The sequence below is a fragment of the Halopseudomonas aestusnigri genome (genome assembly GCF_002197985.1).
Classification (GTDB): Bacteria; Pseudomonadota; Gammaproteobacteria; order Pseudomonadales; family Pseudomonadaceae; genus Halopseudomonas; species Halopseudomonas aestusnigri.
Map to the genome: position 1 here is coordinate 23,023 of NZ_NBYK01000013.1, position 17,645 is coordinate 40,667.

At 61.6% G+C, this 17,645-nt stretch carries 10 protein-coding genes; 2 read left to right on the plus strand and 8 right to left on the minus strand.

From position 1 onward, the window contains the following. Positions 1 to 123: 123 nt before the first annotated feature. Complete coding sequence (locus B7O88_RS14950) at positions 124 to 1,902, minus strand: acyl-CoA dehydrogenase C-terminal domain-containing protein (RefSeq protein WP_088277091.1); 1,779 nt, start codon at positions 1,900 to 1,902, stop codon at positions 124 to 126. A gap of 225 nt (positions 1,903 to 2,127) precedes the next feature. Beyond that, on the minus strand, positions 2,128 to 3,918 hold the full coding sequence (locus B7O88_RS14955) for an acyl-CoA dehydrogenase C-terminal domain-containing protein (protein WP_088277093.1): 1,791 nt from the start codon (positions 3,916 to 3,918) through the stop codon (positions 2,128 to 2,130). A gap of 187 nt (positions 3,919 to 4,105) precedes the next feature. Between B7O88_RS14955 and selO the strand changes: the two genes are divergently transcribed. After that, positions 4,106 to 5,530, plus strand: coding sequence for a protein adenylyltransferase SelO (gene selO, locus B7O88_RS14960; protein WP_088277095.1), 1,425 nt, complete (start codon positions 4,106 to 4,108; stop codon positions 5,528 to 5,530). 131 nt (positions 5,531 to 5,661) lie between these two features. After that, complete coding sequence (locus tag B7O88_RS14965) at positions 5,662 to 7,449, plus strand: SLC13 family permease (RefSeq protein ID WP_088277097.1); 1,788 nt, start codon at positions 5,662 to 5,664, stop codon at positions 7,447 to 7,449. Positions 7,450 to 7,575: 126 nt separating this feature from the next. On the opposite strand, the gene B7O88_RS14970 is transcribed toward B7O88_RS14965, so the two are convergent. From B7O88_RS14970 to B7O88_RS18080, 6 genes are all read right to left on the minus strand, one after another. Next, on the minus strand, positions 7,576 to 8,850 hold the full coding sequence (locus B7O88_RS14970) for a bifunctional O-acetylhomoserine aminocarboxypropyltransferase/cysteine synthase (protein WP_088277099.1): 1,275 nt from the start codon (positions 8,848 to 8,850) through the stop codon (positions 7,576 to 7,578). An 85-nt stretch (positions 8,851 to 8,935) separates the two neighbouring features. Next, positions 8,936 to 9,706 carry a ParA family protein gene (locus B7O88_RS14975; protein WP_088277101.1) on the minus strand — a complete coding sequence of 257 codons (771 nt, stop codon included), beginning with the start codon at positions 9,704 to 9,706 and terminating at the stop codon, positions 8,936 to 8,938. Positions 9,707 to 9,761: 55 nt separating this feature from the next. After that, entirely contained in the window at positions 9,762 to 10,844 is a 1,083-nt protein-coding gene (hemE, locus tag B7O88_RS14980) for a uroporphyrinogen decarboxylase (protein WP_088277103.1), read from the minus strand. 114 nt (positions 10,845 to 10,958) lie between these two features. Further along, positions 10,959 to 12,377, minus strand: a complete 1,419-nt coding sequence (locus tag B7O88_RS14985; RefSeq protein WP_088277105.1) for an FAD-dependent oxidoreductase — start codon at positions 12,375 to 12,377, stop codon at positions 10,959 to 10,961. A gap of 108 nt (positions 12,378 to 12,485) precedes the next feature. Continuing rightward, entirely contained in the window at positions 12,486 to 16,937 is a 4,452-nt protein-coding gene (gene gltB / locus B7O88_RS14990) for a glutamate synthase large subunit (RefSeq protein WP_088277107.1), read from the minus strand. A gap of 268 nt (positions 16,938 to 17,205) precedes the next feature. Continuing rightward, complete coding sequence (locus B7O88_RS18080) at positions 17,206 to 17,451, minus strand: SPOR domain-containing protein (protein ID WP_216359015.1); 246 nt, start codon at positions 17,449 to 17,451, stop codon at positions 17,206 to 17,208. Positions 17,452 to 17,645 lie beyond the last annotated feature (194 nt).

Consider the following 17,645-nt stretch of genomic DNA (forward strand, 5'->3'; position numbering starts at 1 on the left):
ATCGCGCACAGTTTACCCGCTCCGGCAGCGCTTCGCCTCCTGAATAGGTCCGACGACAGCAACAATGCCGCGCAGAAACGAAAAAGCCCCGTCGAAGCGGGGCCTTTCGTGGCACGATCCGAGTTAGAACTGATCCGCTGTCAGCAAATACAGTGCATCACTGCCCGCCTTGACCGACGAGGTCAGTGAGTGGATACGCGGCAACAGACGGGCGAAGTAGAAACGCGCAGTGCCCAGCTTGCTCACGTAGAACTCGTCTTCCGCCTGCTTGGCCATGGCGGTACGCGCCATCAGTGCCCACATGTAGGCATAGGCGGTGTAACCGAAGGCCTGCAGATACTCGACCGAGGCCGCGCCGATTTCATTCGGGTTACCCTTCGACTGCTCGATAACCCAGGCGGTGAGTTCGTCGAGGTTGCCGATGGCCGCTTCCAGCGGGCCGGTGAACTCGGCCAGAGAAGCATCGGCACTGGCAATGAAGGCTTTGACCTCGTCGCTGAAGTGCTTGTAGAACGCCCCACCGCTGCCGACGATCTTGCGGCCCATTAGGTCCAGCGACTGGATCCCGTTGGTACCTTCGTAGATCTGAGTGATACGGCAGTCGCGGATCAGCTGCTCCTGACCCCACTCACGGATAAAGCCGTGGCCGCCAAAGATCTGCTGGCCGTGCACCGTGGTTTCCAGCCCCATGTCGGTGAGGAATGCCTTGGCAACCGGCGTCAGCAGTGCAACCAGTTCCTCGGCGCGCTTGCGGGTAGCCGCATCCTCGCTGTACTTGGCGGTATCGAGCTGCATGGCAACGTAGCTGGAGAAGGCGCGACCGCCTTCGTTCAGCGCTTTCATGGTCAGCAGCATGCGACGCACGTCCGGGTGAACGATGATCGGGTCGGCAGCCTTGTCCTTGTTGACCGGGCCGGTCGGCGCACGGCTCTGCAGACGATCACGGGCGTACTCGATGGCATTCTGGTAGGAGCGCTCACCCAGCGACAGGCCCTGAATGCCTACACCCAGGCGCTCGTAGTTCATCATGGTGAACATCGCATTGAGGCCCTTGTTCGGCTCGTCGACAATCCAGCCGGTGGCGCCGTCGAAGTTCATCACACAGGTGGCAGAGGCCTTGATGCCCATCTTGTGCTCGATGGAGCCGCAAGACAGGGAGTTCTTCTCACCCAGCGAACCATCGTCATTGACCATGACCTTGGGCACCAGGAACAGCGAAATACCCTTCGGGCCAGCCGGTGCGTCAGGCAGCTTGGCCAGTACCAGGTGAATGATGTTCTCGGTCAGATCGTGTTCACCACCGGTGATGAAGATCTTGGTACCGGAAATCTTGTAGCTGCCGTCAGCCTGCGGCTCGGCCTTGGTGCGAATGATGCCGAGGTCGGTGCCGCAGTGCGGCTCGGTCAGGCACATGGAGCCTGCCCAGGTACCGGCATACATATTCGGCAGGTACTTTTCCTTCAGCTCTTCGCTGGCGTGGTTGAGGATCGACAGGCAGGCACCGGAGGTCAGCATCGGATACAGACCGAAAGACAGGTTGGCCGAGTTGACCATTTCCTCGACCTGGGCACCGATGACCTTGGGCATGCCCATGCCACCAAACTCGGGCGCCCCGCTGACACCAACCCAGCCGCCTTCGGCGTAGGTCTTGTAGGCTTCCCGGAAGCCGGCCGGCGTCGTTACGGCACCATTGTTCCAGGAGCATCCTTCCTCGTCGCCACTGCGATTCAGCGGTGCGACCACACCACCGGTTACCTTGCCGGCTTCCTCCAGAATCGCGGCTGCGGTGTCTTCGTCAACAATCTCGGCAAGACCGGGCAGCTCGGCCCAGAGCTTGGAGATCTCGAAGACCTCGTTGAGAACGAAGCGCATGTCGCGCAGGGGAGCTTTATAGTCGGCCATGGATATCTCCTCATGATTCAGTGCCGGGATATACCGGCGCAGGCGGGAGATTGTATATCGACAACAAAAAAACCTGTAGCGTCTTTTTATGACTTTTTATTATTGATTGGTCACCATAAGCAACATCGGCAGATCAGGGTCAGATGTGCCAAGCATGACCCAAAGCCTGCACGCCAGACAACAAAAAACCCCGGCAAGCCGGGGTTTCCTGGACCAACGGATGGATCAGAACTGCTCGACAGCAATATCCATCAGAGTAGAGGCACCGGCACTCAGCGCCTCGGCATGCGCCTGGGCGCGCGGCAGCAGACGCTGGTAGTAGAACGCCTGGGTCGCCAGCTTGCCCTTGTAGAAGTCGACCTCGGTGGTGCCGGCATCCAGCTTGGCCTGAGCGACCAGTGCCATCTTCAACCAGAAGTAGGCGTGCACAACGTAGCCGGAGAACGCCAGGTAATCAACGGACGCTGCGCCCACTTCCTCGGGGTTCTGCATCGCCTTCATACCAACGGCGGTAGTCAGCTCGCCCCACTGGGTGTTGAGCTGGGCCAGCTTCTTGGCGTACTCGCCAAAGGTGGCGTTGCCTTCCACTTCCTTGCACAGCAGGTGAACCTGCTTGGTGAAGGTTTTCAGCAGCTTGCCCTGGCTACCCAGCACCTTGCGACCGAGCAGGTCGAGGGCCTGAATGCCGTTGGTGCCTTCATAGATCTGGGCGATACGGCAATCACGCACCTGCTGCTCCTGCCCCCACTCACGGATGAATCCGTGACCGCCGAAGATCTGCTGACCCAGCAGGGTGGCTTCCAGACCGGTATCGGTCATAAAGGCCTTACAGATCGGCGTCAGGAAGGCCAGCTGGGCCTCGGCATCGGCGCGGGCCTCTTCTTCTGCTGCGTAGTGAGCCTGATCCAGCAGGCTGGCGGTGTGGTAGGCCAGCGCGCGGTTACCTTCGTTGAACGCTTTCATGGTCAGCAGCATGCGACGCACGTCCGGATGAACGATGATCGGATCAGCCGCTTTTTCCGGGGCAGCCGGGCCTTTGAGCGAACGCATCTGCAGGCGGTCCTTGGCATAGGCCAGAGCCGACTGATAGGACGCTTCACCGTGACACAGGCCCTGCATGCCGGTACCCAGACGAGCGTGGTTCATCATGGTGAACATGCAGTTCAGACCCTTGTTGATGTCGCCGATCAAAAAGCCGGTGGCATCGTCAAAGTTCATGACGCAGGTAGCAGAGGCCTTGATGCCCATCTTGTGTTCGATGGAGCCGCATATCAGGCTGTTGCGCTCGCCCACTTCGCCGTTGGCGTCGGGCAGGAACTTGGGCACGATGAACAGCGAGATACCCTTGGTGCCAGCTGGCGCGTCGGGCAGCTTGGCCAGAACCAGGTGGACGATGTTTTCGGCCATGTCGTGCTCACCGCACGAAATGAAGATCTTGGTGCCGGTGACCTTGTAGGTGCCGTCAGCCTGCGGTACGGCGCGGGTCTTGATCAGGCCCAGGTCGGTCCCGCAATGCGGCTCGGTCAGACACATGGTACCAGTCCAGGTGCCGGGGGTCAGCTTGCTCAGGTACAGGTCTTTCTGCTCCTGGGTACCGTGCGCTGCAATCGCCGCAGCACAGCCGTGGGACAGGCCCGGGTACATGCTGAACGAGTAGTTGGCCGAGGCAACCATCTCGCTGATGATCAGACCCAGCGAGGACGGCAGACCCTGTCCACCGAATTCCGGCGATGCGGTCATCGAGCCCCAGCCGTTCTCGCAGTAGGCCTGATAGGCTTCCTTGAAGCCCTTCGGAGTGGTGACCACACCATTTTCGATATGGCAGCCTTCTTCGTCACCGCTGCGGTTCAACGGAGACAGCACCTGATTGGTGAACTTGGCGCCCTCTTCGAGGATCGCGCTGACCAGATCAGGGGTGGCATCTTCCAGACCATAGGCAGCATAGCTGCCGGTCATGTCCAGCAGTTCATCCATGACGAAGCGCATATCGCGCAAGGGGGCGTTATATTCAGGCATGTCGACTCTCCAGGGGGCGCCAGGCAGAACTGGCAGCATGGTTTCATACAGGTGTTTGAACACTAGGGATGCCCGTCCCTGTGGTCAAGGTTTTGGCTCGTCCATTACCCCGCCTGATGGAGAGCCATAACACCGGAAGCATCCTGCTGTAGCATAGGCACTGCATCCATTGTTTCGGGAACCCGCTGTGTCCACTCTGGCCGATCTGCACTTTGATAACCGCTTCGCCGCACTGGGCGATACCTTCTCCAGCAAGGTCCTGCCCGACCCGCTGCACAACCCGCGACTGGTGGTTTGCAGCGAGGATGCCCTGCGGCTGCTCGATCTGGATCCGGCCGAAGCAAGAGACCCGCTGTTCACCGAACTGTTCTCGGGCCACAAGCTGTGGAGCAGCGCCGAACCACGGGCAATGATCTATTCCGGCCACCAGTTTGGCGCCTACAACCCGCAGCTTGGCGATGGCCGCGGCCTGCTGCTGGGCGAGGCGGTAAACCAGGCCGGCGAGCACTGGGATCTGCACCTCAAGGGTGCCGGCAGTACGCCCTACTCGCGCATGGGCGACGGCCGCGCGGTACTGCGCTCGTCGATCCGCGAGTTCCTCGCCAGCGAGGCGCTGCATGCGCTTGGCATCCCCAGCAGCCGTGCCCTGTGCGTGACCGTCGGCGACAACCCGGTCTACCGCGAACGCGAAGAGCGTGGCGCCATGCTGCTGCGCCTGGCGCGCTCGCATATTCGCTTCGGCCACTTCGAGTACTTCTATTACACCCGCAAACACAATGAGCTGCGCCAGTTGCTCGATTTCACCCTCGACACCTGCTACCCCGACTGCCGCAACCAGCCGGAACCCGAGCTGGCGATGTTTCGCAGTGTGCTCCAGCGCACTGCCGAGATGATCGCCCATTGGCAAGCCTGGGGTTTCTGTCACGGGGTGATGAACACCGACAATATGTCGATTCTGGGGATTACCTTCGACTTCGGCCCCTACGCCTTCCTCGACGCCTTCGATGCACGGCATGTCTGCAACCACTCCGACCACGAAGGCCGCTATGCCTTCCATCGGCAGCCGATGATCGCCCAGTGGAATCTCGCCTGTCTGGCTCAGGCGCTGACGCCCTTTATTGCGGTCGATGCGCTGAAAGCCGAGCTGGCGCAGTTCATGCCGACCTTCGAGCAGCACTATCTGACGCTGATGCGCCGACGACTCGGCTGGGGCGACGCCCGCCTGGAAGACGCCGAGCAACTGGACGCGCTGCTGCAACTGATGCAGACCAGTGGCGCCGATTACCACCTGACCCTGCGCAAGCTGGCCGAAGATAATCCGTTGGTGCGTGATCAGTTCATTGATCGCAACGCCTTCGACAACTGGTATCGCGAGCACCAGCGCCGTTGCCAGGCCAGCCCGGCCGCGCGCCAGGCCGCCAACCCGCTGTATGTGCTGCGCAACTATCTGGCGCAGAACGCCATCGCCGCGGCCGAACAGGATGACTTCGATGAAGTACGTCATCTGCACCACATCCTGCGCCGGCCGTTCGAGCCACAGCCCGGTGCCGATGCCTATGCGGCGACGCCGCCGGACTGGGGCAGGCATCTGGAAATCAGCTGTTCATCCTGAGTCTCGCTTATTCCTTTCAAGCATATAAAAATCAGTTTTTGTGCTTGGACAAATATAGCGCCGCCTCTTAATGTGACGCCCTGCAAGGGTCCAAGCATGGACCCGATACCTCACGAGAGAGTTCGGTACCGATGAGCTGGGATTCACTGCCACTGATTGGCGTGGCGCTGCTGCTGTGCTGGGTGTTCTACGCGTTCGCGCGGGAAAGGTTCAGCCCCGACGTGGTCGTCGGCATCGCCGTTGCCGTGCTGCTGGTCAGCCAATTGCTGAGCCCGGCCGAGGTAATGGGTGTATTGTCGAACAGCGCGCCCATTACCATCGCCTGCATGTTTATTCTGTCTGCCGCGCTGGAGCGCACCGGCTGCGTTGAAACCCTGGGCAACTGGCTCGCCCGCATGGGCGGGGGCAGCCAGTGGCGCACCCTGTTCAGCCTGATGATGACCGCCCTGCTGCTGTCGACCTTTATCAACAATACCCCGGTGGTCGCGATTCTCACGCCGGTCGCCATCGCGCTGGCAACCGGGATTGGCAGCAAGCCTTCGAAGATGCTGATCCCGCTGTCCTACGCCACCATTTTTGGCGGCACCATGACCATGATCGGCACCTCGACCAACATTCTGGTCGACGGCGTAGCCCGGCAAATGGGCATGGAGCCCTTCGGCATGTTCGACATTACCCTGCCCGGCCTGATTCTGGCCGGTATCGGTATGGCCTTCGTGCTGCTGATTGGTCACCGCCTGCTGCCGGAACGCGAAAGCCTGTCGCGCCAGCTGCGCCCGGATCAGTCCCGTACATTCATGACCGAGCTGCTGGTACCGCACGACTCGCCGGTGATTGGTCAGACCATCAGCCAGGCCAACCTGAACGGCAACAGCGGTATCCGGGTGCTGAAAATCTTCCGTGGCGACGACGAGCTGTCGACTCCGCTCAACGACACCCGGCTGCTGGCCGGCGACCGGCTGGTGCTGCATGCCGGCATGCGCGACTTCGTCGAGCTGCGCCAGAACGGCCTGCTGGCGATCAACCGCCCGGACAGCTTCGAGACCATCTCGACCCGCGACGTGATGCTGGCCGAGGCCATCGTCGGCCGCAACTCGCGCTACAGCCACCGCCCGATGCGCGATCTCAACCTGACTGCGCGCTACGGTATTCACGTGCTGGCAGTGCATCGCCATAACGAGAATATTCAGGACAACCTGGACGACTTCGAGCTGCAATTCGGCGACGTCATGCTGGTCGAGGGCACACCCGCTCAGATCAAGAAGTTTGCCGACAACGGCGAGCTGATCAGCCTGAACTCGGTACAGGAACGCGCCTACCGCCGCGACAAGGCGCCGATTGCCATCGCCGCCGTGCTGGCCGTGATGGTGCTGGCCGCCTTCAAGGTCATGCCGATCGAGGGGCTGGCAATGATCGCCGCCGCACTGGTGGTTGCCACCGGCTGTCTGGATACCGAGGACGCCTACAAGGCCATCGACTGGCGCATCCTGACCCTGATCTTCGGTATGCTGGCGATCAGTATTGCGATGAACAAGGTCGGCCTGGTGGACACCGTGGTCAGCCACGTGATGACCCTGGCGCCGCTGCTTGGCCCGCTGTTCATGCTGTCGTTCATCTACCTGCTGACCTCGGTGCTTACCGAAGTCGTCAGCAATAACGCGGTCGCTGTACTGGTCACCCCGATTGCCATCGGTGTGGCCCAGCAACTCGGTGCCGACCCGACGCCCTTCGTTGTCGCCGTGATGTTCGCCGCCAGCGCCAGCTTCGCCACCCCGATCGGCTACCAGACCAACACCTTTGTCTACAGCGCCGGTGGCTACCGGTTCGCCGACTTTATGCGCATCGGTGTGCCGCTGAACCTGATCATGTGGGCAGCCGGCTCGCTGATCATTCCGCTCGTCTGGCCGCTGTTTCCCTAGCGCGCGCAGGCGCGCGCGAGCTGGAAGCTGCCCAAAAGAAAACCCGCGCGATTCAACACCGCGCGGGTTTTGCTTGTGGCTTATGGCTTGCCGCTTGTAGCTCAGCTCCCGCAAAGCGGGAGGTGACTAAAGCGAAGCGTCGAGCGCCTGCGACAGGTCGGCGAGGATGTCGTCGATATGTTCGATACCGATCGACAGGCGCACCATGTCACGCGGCACGCCGGCCTTGGCCAGCTCCTCGTCGTTCAGCTGACGGTGGGTAGTGGAGGCCGGGTGGCAGGCCAGTGACTTGGCGTCGCCGATATTGACCAGTCGCACTACCAGGTTGAGCGCGTCGATAAAGCGCGCACCGGCTTCCTGCCCGCCCTTGATCCCGAACGACAGTACCGACGCCGGCTTGCCGCCCATATAGCGTTTGGCGAGAGCGTGCTCGGGGTGATCTTCCAGCCCGGCGTACTGCACCCAGGCGACCTGCGGGTGGTTCTGCAGGAACGCCGCCACCGCCATCGCGTTGTCGCAGTGGCGCTCCATGCGCAGCGCCAGCGTTTCCAGCCCCTGCAGGATCATGAAGGCGTTGAATGGCGACAGCGCCGCGCCCATGTTGCGCAGCGGCACCACGCGGCAGCGACCAATGAAGGCGGCCGGGCCGAAGGCCTCGGTATAGACCACGCCGTGATAGGACGGGTCGGCGGTATTGAGCAGCGGGAAGCGTTCCGCGTTCTCGGCCCAGGGGAAGCAGCCACCATCGACAACGATACCGCCCAGAGTGGTACCGTGACCGCCCATATATTTGGTCAGCGAGTGGACCACGATGTCCGCGCCGTGTTCAAACGGGCGGCACAGCGCCGGGGTAGCCACGGTGTTATCGACGATCAGCGGCACGCCATGACGATGAGCTGCGTCGGCCAGCGCCTGAATGTCGATGACGTTACCGGAGGGGTTGCCGATGGATTCGCAGAACACCGCCTTGGTGCGCGCATCGATCAGGCTTTCCAGCGCGGCGATGTCGTCGTGGGCGGCAAAGCGGGTCTCGATGCCCTGACGCGGCAGAGTGTGGGCAAACAGGTTGTAGGTGCCGCCATACAGCTTGGCCACCGACACGATATTGTCGCCGGCTTCGGCCAGCGTCTGGATCGCATAGGTAATCGCGGCCATGCCGGAGGCCACCGCCAGCGCACCCACGCCGCCCTCGAGCGCGGCAACCCGCTGCTCCAGCACATCGTTGGTCGGGTTCATGATGCGGCTGTAGATGTTGCCAGGCACCTTCAGGTCGAACAGGTCGGCACCGTGCTGGGTATTGTCAAAGGCGTAGGAGGTGGTCTGATAGATCGGCACGGCCACCGCGTGGGTGTTCGGATCGGGAGTGTAGCCGGCGTGAATGGCGAGCGTTTCAAGCTTCATTGCGCTGTCCTTGTTATCGAGTTGTTCAAGCCCAGCGCCGAGCATGCAGAAGGAAGCCCGGACGGTCAATCCGGACAGGCGTGACTTATTGACTCTCGATGTGGTCGTGCAGCGCCATGAACTGCTGGGTCAGCTTGTGACGGCCGTCGAGGAAGATCAGCGGAGTGGCCGCCTCATGCGACTCGCGCATGCGTACCGAGCTGTTCAGATGAACCGGCAACACCGGCAACCCCGCGGCAATGAGTTCATCAAGCATCTTCTGCGGCAACGCCGCACGCGGCTGGAACTGGTTGACGACAATACCTTCAACCGCCAGATCCTCGTTATGCTCTTCACGCACGTCTTCCAACTCGCTCAGCAGACCGTAGAGCGCCTGCCGGGAGAAGCTGTCGCAGTCGAACGGGATCAGCACGCGGTCGGCGGCAATCAGCGCCGACATGGTGTAGAAGTTGAACGCCGGAGCGGTATCAATATAGATCCGCTCGTAGTTGTCCTTGAGGTCGTTCAGCAACTTGCGCAGCTTCTGGATCTTGTAGCGCGATTCCAGCTTGTGCTGCAGCTCGGCCAGCTCCGGGCTGGCCGGCATCAGCCAGAGGTTCTCGAACGGTGTCTCGGTGACGAAGTGCTCGGCCTTCTTGCTGAACAGGCCGCTCGACAGGGTCTGGGCGAAGAAGTCGGCGATGGTGGTATCGACATCCGCCATGCGCTCGCCCAGCAGGTAGTGACTGGAGTTGGCCTGCGGGTCCAGGTCAATCACCAGGGTCTTGTAGCCCGCCGCGGCACTGACCGCGGCGAGGTTGCAGGCGATGCTGGATTTACCGACCCCACCCTTCTGGTTGAACACTACCCTGCGCATACGCCTTCTCCTTGTTCAGTCGCTTCCGTCGTGCGCCATCTTGGCGCAGGAACCGTCAGACCACGATAGCATTCGGATCGTGATAGATCGCTGACAATTCATGTACCGCCTCGATAAAGGCGCCGGCGTGAGCCGGGTCGACCTCGGGTGTAATACCGTGGCCCAGGTTGAATACATGGCCGCTGCCCTTGCCGTAGCTGGCGAGGATACGTGCCACCTCGGCACGAATCGCCGCCGGCTTGGCGTACAGCACAGTCGGGTCCATATTGCCCTGTAATGCAACCTTTGAACCAATCCGCGAGCGGGCGACGCCAATGTCCATGGTCCAGTCCAGACCCAGCGCATCGGCACCGGCATCGGCGATACTCTCCAGCCACAGGCCGCCGTTCTTGGTGAACAGGATGACCGGAATCTTGCGACCGTCATGCTCGCGAATCAGACCGGAAACGATCTTGCGCATGTAGGCCAGCGAAAACTTCTGGTAGGCGTCGGCAGACAGGTTGCCGCCCCAGGTATCAAAAATTTGCACCGCCTGGGCGCCGGCAAGAATCTGGCCGTTCAGGTAGCTGGTGACAGACTGGGCGAGCTTGTCGAGCAGCAGGTGCATGGCCTCAGGCTGGTCGTAGAGCATGGCCTTGGTCTTGCGGAAGTCCTTGGAAGAGCCGCCCTCGACCATGTAGGTCGCCAGCGTCCAGGGGCTGCCGGAGAAGCCGATCAGCGGCACCCGGCCGTTCAACTCACGGCGAATGGTGCGCACCGCATCCATCACGTATCCCAGATCGTTCTCCGGATCGGGAACCGGCAGCGCCTCGATATCGGCCAGACTGTTAATCACCTTGCGAAAGCGCGGACCTTCGCCGGTCTCAAAGTACAGGCCCTGCCCCATGGCATCCGGAATCGTCAAAATATCGGAGAACAGAATGGCCGCGTCCAGCGGGTAGCGATCCAGCGGCTGCAGGGTTACTTCGCAGGCCATCTCCGGATTCATGCACAGCCCCATGAAATCACCCGCCCGTGCACGCGAGGCGCGATACTCCGGCAGATAGCGGCCAGCCTGGCGCATCATCCACACAGGGGTGACATCCACCGGCTGACGCATCAGCGCGCGCAGGAAACGATCATTCTTGAGTTCGGTCATGGGGGCACATCCAGTCGAAAAAGTCAGCGGCCATTGTAGCGGCAATTGGCGGGAAAGATCAGGGCCAGAAACAACAAGGGCGCCCGAAGGCGCCCCTGTATGTGTGACCGGTTGTCACACGCCGAGGAAGTCGAGGATACCCTCGGCAGCCTGGCGACCTTCGAAGATCGCGGTCACCACCAGATCGGAGCCGCGCACCATGTCGCCACCGGCAAAGATCTTCGGGTTGCTGGTCTGGAACTTGTACTGACCTTGCTCAGGCGCAATCACGCGACCCTGGCTGTCAGTCTCGACGTTCTTGTCAGCAAACCAGTCGGCCGGGCTCGGACGGAAACCGAAGGCAATGACCACGGCATCGGCCGGCAGCACTTCTTCGGAACCCGGAATCGGCTCGGGGCTGCGGCGACCGCGGGCGTCCGGCTCACCCAGACGGGTTTCCACCACCTTGACGCCTTCAACCTTGTCTTCGCCAACAATGGCGATCGGCTGACGGTTGAACAGGAACTTCACGCCCTCGTCCTTGGCGTTCTTCACTTCCTTGCGCGAACCCGGCATGTTGGCTTCGTCACGGCGGTAGGCGCAGGTCACTGCGGTCGCACCCTGGCGAATGGACGTGCGGTTACAGTCCATCGCGGTATCACCACCGCCGAGGACAACAACCTTCTTGCCCTTCATATCGATAAAGTCATCAGCGGACTTCTCGAACCCGAGGTTGCGGTTGACGTTGGCGATCAGGAAGTCCAGCGCGTCGTAGACGCCCGGCAGATCTTCACCCGGGAAGCCGCCCTTCATGTAGGTGTAGGTACCCATGCCCATGAACACGGCATCGTACTCGGCAAGCAGGTCGTCGATCATGACGTCCTTGCCGATCTCGGTGTTCAGGCGGAACTCGATACCCATCCCTTCGAATACTTCGCGGCGGCGTGACAGCACGCTCTTCTCGAGCTTGAACTCGGGGATACCGAAGGTCAGCAGGCCTCCGATTTCCGGGTAACGGTCGAATACCACCGGGCTGACACCGGCACGCGCCAGCACGTCGGCGCAACCCAGGCCGGCCGGGCCGGCACCGATGATCGCCACCCGCTTGCCGGTTGGCACGACGCCGGACATGTCCGGGCGCCAGCCCATGGCGAAGGCGGTATCGGTAATGTACTTCTCGACCGAGCCGATGGTAACCGCACCAAAACCGTCGTTCAGGGTACAGGCGCCTTCACACAGACGGTCCTGCGGGCACACGCGGCCGCAGACTTCCGGCAGGGTGTTGGTCTGGTGCGACAGCTCGGCGGCTTCGAGGATATTGCCCTCGGAGACCAGCTTCAGCCAGTTCGGAATAAAGTTGTGTACCGGGCACTTCCACTCACAGTAGGGGTTGCCACAACCGAGGCAGCGGTGCGCCTGGTCGGACGCCGCTTCCGGCTTGAACTGCTCGTGAATCTCGACGAACTGGGTCTTGCGCACGCGCAGCGGGCGCTTCTTGGGATCTTCACGACCTACATCGATAAACTGGAAGTCGTTGTTCAAACGGTCTGCCATATCTCAACCTCTAAACTGCAGCGGCGGCTTGATCACACCACTGCAAGACTCATCAGGGCCAGCGGCAGGCTGGGGCGCTCGGTGCGCGGCAGCCTGCCTGCGGCGGCTTTATTGTGGGTTCGCTCGCGTGCTGGTCAGCAGGGCCCGCAGGCTTGCGGCCTTCGGCTTGACCAGCCAGAAGCGGCGGATGTAGTCGTCCAGGTTGTCCAGCACCTCGGCACCCCATGCACTGCCGGTTTCGGTGACGTACTCGGTCAGCACCTGGGTCAGGTGGCTGCGGTACATCTCCATCGCCTCGTTGCTGATGCGGTGCAACTCGACCAGCTCATGATTGAGCTTGTCGAAGAAGGTATTGTCCATATCCAGCACATAGGCAAAGCCACCGGTCATACCGGCACCGAAATTGTGGCCGGTACTGCCGAGCACGCAGACCATACCACCGGTCATGTACTCACAGCAGTGGTCGCCAGCGCCTTCGATGACCGCGTGCGCACCGGAGTTACGCACCGCGAAGCGCTCACCGGCCACGCCGGCTGCGAACAGCTTGCCACCGGTGGCACCGTACAGGCAGGTGTTGCCGATGATCGAGGTCTGCTCGGAGCGGAACGGGCTGCCCTTGGGCGGTACGATGGTCAGTTTGCCGCCGGTCATGCCCTTGCCGACGTAGTCGTTGGCATCGCCTTCCAGATACATGTGCAAACCACCGGCGTTCCAGACGCCGAAGCTCTGACCGGCCGTGCCCTTCATACGGAAGGTGATCGGTGCGCTGGCCATACCCTGGTTACCGTGTACCTTGGCGATCTCGCCGGACACACGGGCACCGATGGAACGGTCACAGTTGGTCAGCGACAGCTCGAACTCGCCACCGGTACGACCGTCGATGGCGGCACGCGCCATCTCGACCATCTTCTCGGCAGTCAGGCCCTTGTCGAACGGCGGGTTGCGCGGCGACTCGCAGAACTGCGGCTTGTCGGCCGGAACGTCCTTGCTGAACAGCAACGGCTCGAGATCCAGGTTTTGCTGCTTGGCGGTCGTGCCAGGCAGGATTTCCAGCAGATCGGTACGGCCGATCAGATCCTGCAGACTGCGCACACCCAGCTTGGCCAGCCACTCACGGGTTTCCATGGCGACGTAGGTGAAGAAGTTCATCACCATCTGCACGGTACCGATGTAGTGGTTGTCACGCAGGTGCTGATTCTGGGTCGCAACACCGGTCGCGCAGTTGTTCAGGTGGCAGATGCGCAGGTATTTGCAGCCCAGCGCGATCATCGGTGCAGTACCGAAACCGAAGCTCTCGGCACCGAGGATCGCCGCCTTGATCACGTCCAGACCGGTCTTCAGGCCACCGTCGGTCTGTACCCGGACCTTGCCACGCAGATCATTGCCACGCAGGGTCTGATGGGCTTCGGACAGGCCCAGCTCCCACGGCGAGCCGGCGTAACGGATGGAGGTCAGCGGCGAGGCGCCAGTACCACCGTCGTAACCGGAGATGGTGATCAGGTCAGCGTAGGCCTTGGCCACACCGGCGGCGATGGTACCCACGCCCGGCTCGGAAACCAGCTTGACCGAGACCAGCGCCTGCGGGTTGACCTGCTTGAGGTCAAAGATCAGCTGCGACAGATCTTCAATCGAGTAGATGTCGTGGTGTGGCGGCGGTGAAATCAGCGTCACACCCGGGACTGCATAACGCAGACGGGCAATCAGCTCGTTGACCTTGCCACCCGGCAGCTGGCCACCCTCACCGGGCTTGGCACCCTGGGCAACCTTGATCTGCAGCACCTCGGCGTTGACCAGGTATTCCGGGGTCACACCGAAGCGACCGGAGGCGATCTGCTTGATCTTGGAGGTACGCTCGGTACCGTAACGGGCCGGATCTTCGCCACCCTCACCGGAGTTGGAACGCGCGCCCAGACGGTTCATCGCCTCGGCGATGGCCTCATGCGCCTCGGGAGACAGTGCACCCAGCGAGATACCGGCAGAGTCAAAGCGCTTGAAGATCGACTCCAGCGGCTCGACGTCATCCAGGGCAATCGCCTGCTGGTCGTCGCGCACCTTGAGCAGATCACGCAGCGCCGCAACCGGGCGGCTGTTCACCAGCGCAGCGTATTCCTGATACTTGTCGTAGCTGTCGCCCTGCACCGCATCCTGCAGCGCGCGGACCACGTCCGGATTGTAGGCATGGTATTCGCCACCAAACACGAACTTGAGCAGACCACCCTGCTGGATCGCCTTGCGCGGGTTCCATGCTTCCTTGGCCAGCAGCGCCTGCTCGGCCTGCAGGTCCTGGAAGCGGGCACCCTGAATGCGGCTGGCAACACCCTTGAAGCAGACATCAACCACTTCATCGGCCAGACCCACAGCTTCAAACAGCTGAGCACCACGATAGGACGCGATGGTGGAGATACCCATCTTCGACAGGATCTTCAGCAGGCCCTTGGAAATACCCTTGCGGTAGTACTTGAAGGTTTCGTACAGGTCGCCAATGACTTCGCCGGTACGGATCAGGTCACCCAGCACTTCATACGCCAGGTACGGGTAGACCGCGGTCGCACCGAAGCCGATCAGCACCGCGTAGTGATGCGGATCACGGGTGGTCGCGGTTTCAACCAGGATATTGCACTCGCAACGCAGGCCGGTAGCGGTCAGGTGGTGATGCACAGCACCGACAGCCAGCGCCGCGTGGACCGGCAGCTTGCCCTGCTCGATAGCCCGGTCGCTCAGCACGATCAGCGTCTTGCCTTCACGCACGGCGGCCTCGGCCTGGGCGGCGATATCGCGCACGGCCTCGCCAAGCGGCGTGCCTTCAGCGACGTTGAGGTCAATGACGTGGCGCGCAAAACCGGGACGCTCGTCCAGATTCATGATGGTGCGCCACTTGGCCGGAGAGATCACCGGCGAGCTGAGAATCGCGCGATTGGCGTGATCGGCAGTCTCTTCAAAGACGTTGCGCTCAGCACCCAGGCAGGTTTCCAGCGACATGACGATGGCTTCACGCAGCGGGTCGATCGCCGGATTGGTAACCTGGGCGAACTGCTGACGGAAGTAGTCATAGACCGAACGCACGCGACCGGACAGCACCGCCATCGGCGTGTCGTCGCCCATGGAGCCGACCGCTTCCTGACCGTTCTCGGCCAGCGGGCGCAGCACCTGGTCACGCTCTTCGAAGGTGACCTGGAACATCTTCATGTACTGCTTGAGACGCTCGGACGAGAGGAAATCGGAGCCGTGGTCGCGATCATCCAGCGTAGCCTGGATACGCAGCGCGTTCTCCTTCAGCCACTTGCGGTACGGATGACGGGACTTCAGACGATTAGCCACATCATCGGTGTGCAGCACTTCGCCAGTCTGAGTGTCGACAGCCAGAATCTGACCCGGACCAACACGGCCCTTGCTGACAACGTCTTCGGGCTGGTAGTCCCACACGCCGATTTCGGAGGCCAGGGTGATATAGCCGTTCTTGGTGATGACATAACGCGCCGGGCGCAGACCGTTGCGGTCGAGCAGACAGACCGCGTAGCGACCTTCGGTCAGTACAATACCGGCCGGGCCGTCCCAGGCTTCCATATGCATGGAGTTGTATTCGTAGAACGCCCGCAGATCGGCATCCATGGTCTCCACGTTTTGCCACGCCGGCGGCACGACCATGCGGATGGCGCGGAACAGATCCATGCCGCCGCAGATCAGCAGCTCAAGCATGTTGTCCATGCTCGATGAGTCGGAACCGGTGGTGTTGACCAGCGGTGCCAGGCTGTCCAGATCGGGCATCAGATCGTTGGTGAACTTGTTACGGCGCGCCTGGGCCCAGTTACGGTTGGCGGTGATGGTGTTGATTTCACCATTGTGGGCAACCAGACGGAACGGCTGCGCCAGCGGCCACTTCGGCAGGGTATTGGTTGAGAAGCGCTGGTGGAACACGCTGATCGCGGTTTCCATTCGGGCATCGCCCAGATCCGGATAGAACTTGTCCAGATCGGCCGGCATCATCAGGCCCTTGTAGGACACGACCTTGTGCGACAGGCTGCAGACATAGAAGTTGCTGTCGGCCTGCATGGCGATTTCAGCCTTGCGGCGCACGTAGAACAACTTGACGGCAAATTGCTGCTCGTCCAGGCCCTCGCCTGATACGAACACTTGCTCAATACGCGGCATGCTGCTCAGGGCCAGCGGGCCGAGAACCGACGGATCGACCGGCACTTCGCGCCAGCCCAGACCGGTCAGCCCCTGATCACTCAAGGCGTCGGCAAAAGCCTGTTTGGCAGCGGTGCTGGCAGCCTCGTCGGCGCCCATGAACACCATGCCCACGGCGTACTGGTCGGGCAGTTCAACCGCCAGCGCCTCGCGGGCAACCTCGCGCAGAAAACGGTCCGGCTTCTGAATGAGCAGGCCGCAACCATCGCCGGTCTTGCCGTCGGCGTTAATGCCGCCGCGATGGGTCATGCACGTCAGCGCTTCAATTGCCGTCTGCAGCAGGTGATGACTGGGCTGGCCTTCCATGTGGGCAATCAAACCAAAGCCACAGTTATCCTTGAACTGATCAGGCTGGTATAGACCTGCTTTCATAGGCACTCTCTCAAAAAGCTAGTAAATTCGGGCGCGTTAGACTCCAGATCACAGAGAAATCTGGCCCTGCGCCGGACAAAAGGGGAGTAATTGTACACAGCGGCATCAGCGCCCACAATTTTTTTTGGGCAAAAAATGCCGCTTGGGCATATCCAAATGTCGTAAATAGGAAACTTTTGCCGCCCCTGCCAAGCGCCCGAAGGCGCTTTACCGATACTGCCACAGGGTCACGCCCGCGCCCGTCAGCCTTGCACCGACGGGCTCAGGCTCAGCGCAAACCGCCCTGAATGTCCCCAATGCTGCGCGGCCAGGGCTTGCTGTCGCGCAGAACAGCAGGCAGCTCGGCAATTCCGGCCTGGGCAGCCTGGCGGGAAGGATAAATCCCCTGCGTGACCACAAACCAGGCGGCCCCCTGATGCGTCGTCTCGAAATAGCCCAGATCAGGGACGCCGGCGTGCTTACCGATAAAACTGCGGGCCGCCGCTTCTGAGCGCGTACCCAGCAACTGAACCACGTATTCGGAGCCCGCGCGCTGACGGTACCACTGCGCGTCATGCGTAACTGATGACGAAGCGGACGCGACAACCGGCGCCACAACGGGAGCAGGCGCTGGCGTCGGAGCTGGAGCTGGAGCTGGAGCTGGAGCTGGAGCTGGAGCTGGAGCTGGAGCTGGAGCTGGAGCTGGAGCTGGAGCTGGAGCTGGAACAG

What these genes read in the sequence shown, in the direction of transcription:
- B7O88_RS14975 (WP_088277101.1), bottom strand. Translation starts at nt 9,706, where the DNA reads ATGCGCAGGGTAGTGTTCAACCAGAAGGGTGGGGTCGGTAAATCCAGC.
- B7O88_RS14965 (WP_088277097.1), top strand. Translation starts at nt 5,662, where the DNA reads ATGAGCTGGGATTCACTGCCACTGATTGGCGTGGCGCTGCTGCTGTGC.
- B7O88_RS14955 (WP_088277093.1), bottom strand. Translation starts at nt 3,918, where the DNA reads ATGCCTGAATATAACGCCCCCTTGCGCGATATGCGCTTCGTCATGGAT.
- B7O88_RS14985 (WP_088277105.1), bottom strand. Translation starts at nt 12,377, where the DNA reads ATGGCAGACCGTTTGAACAACGACTTCCAGTTTATCGATGTAGGTCGT.
- B7O88_RS14970 (WP_088277099.1), bottom strand. Translation starts at nt 8,850, where the DNA reads ATGAAGCTTGAAACGCTCGCCATTCACGCCGGCTACACTCCCGATCCG.
- hemE (WP_088277103.1), bottom strand. Translation starts at nt 10,844, where the DNA reads ATGACCGAACTCAAGAATGATCGTTTCCTGCGCGCGCTGATGCGTCAG.
- gltB (WP_088277107.1), bottom strand. Translation starts at nt 16,937, where the DNA reads ATGAAAGCAGGTCTATACCAGCCTGATCAGTTCAAGGATAACTGTGGC.
- B7O88_RS14950 (WP_088277091.1), bottom strand. Translation starts at nt 1,902, where the DNA reads ATGGCCGACTATAAAGCTCCCCTGCGCGACATGCGCTTCGTTCTCAAC.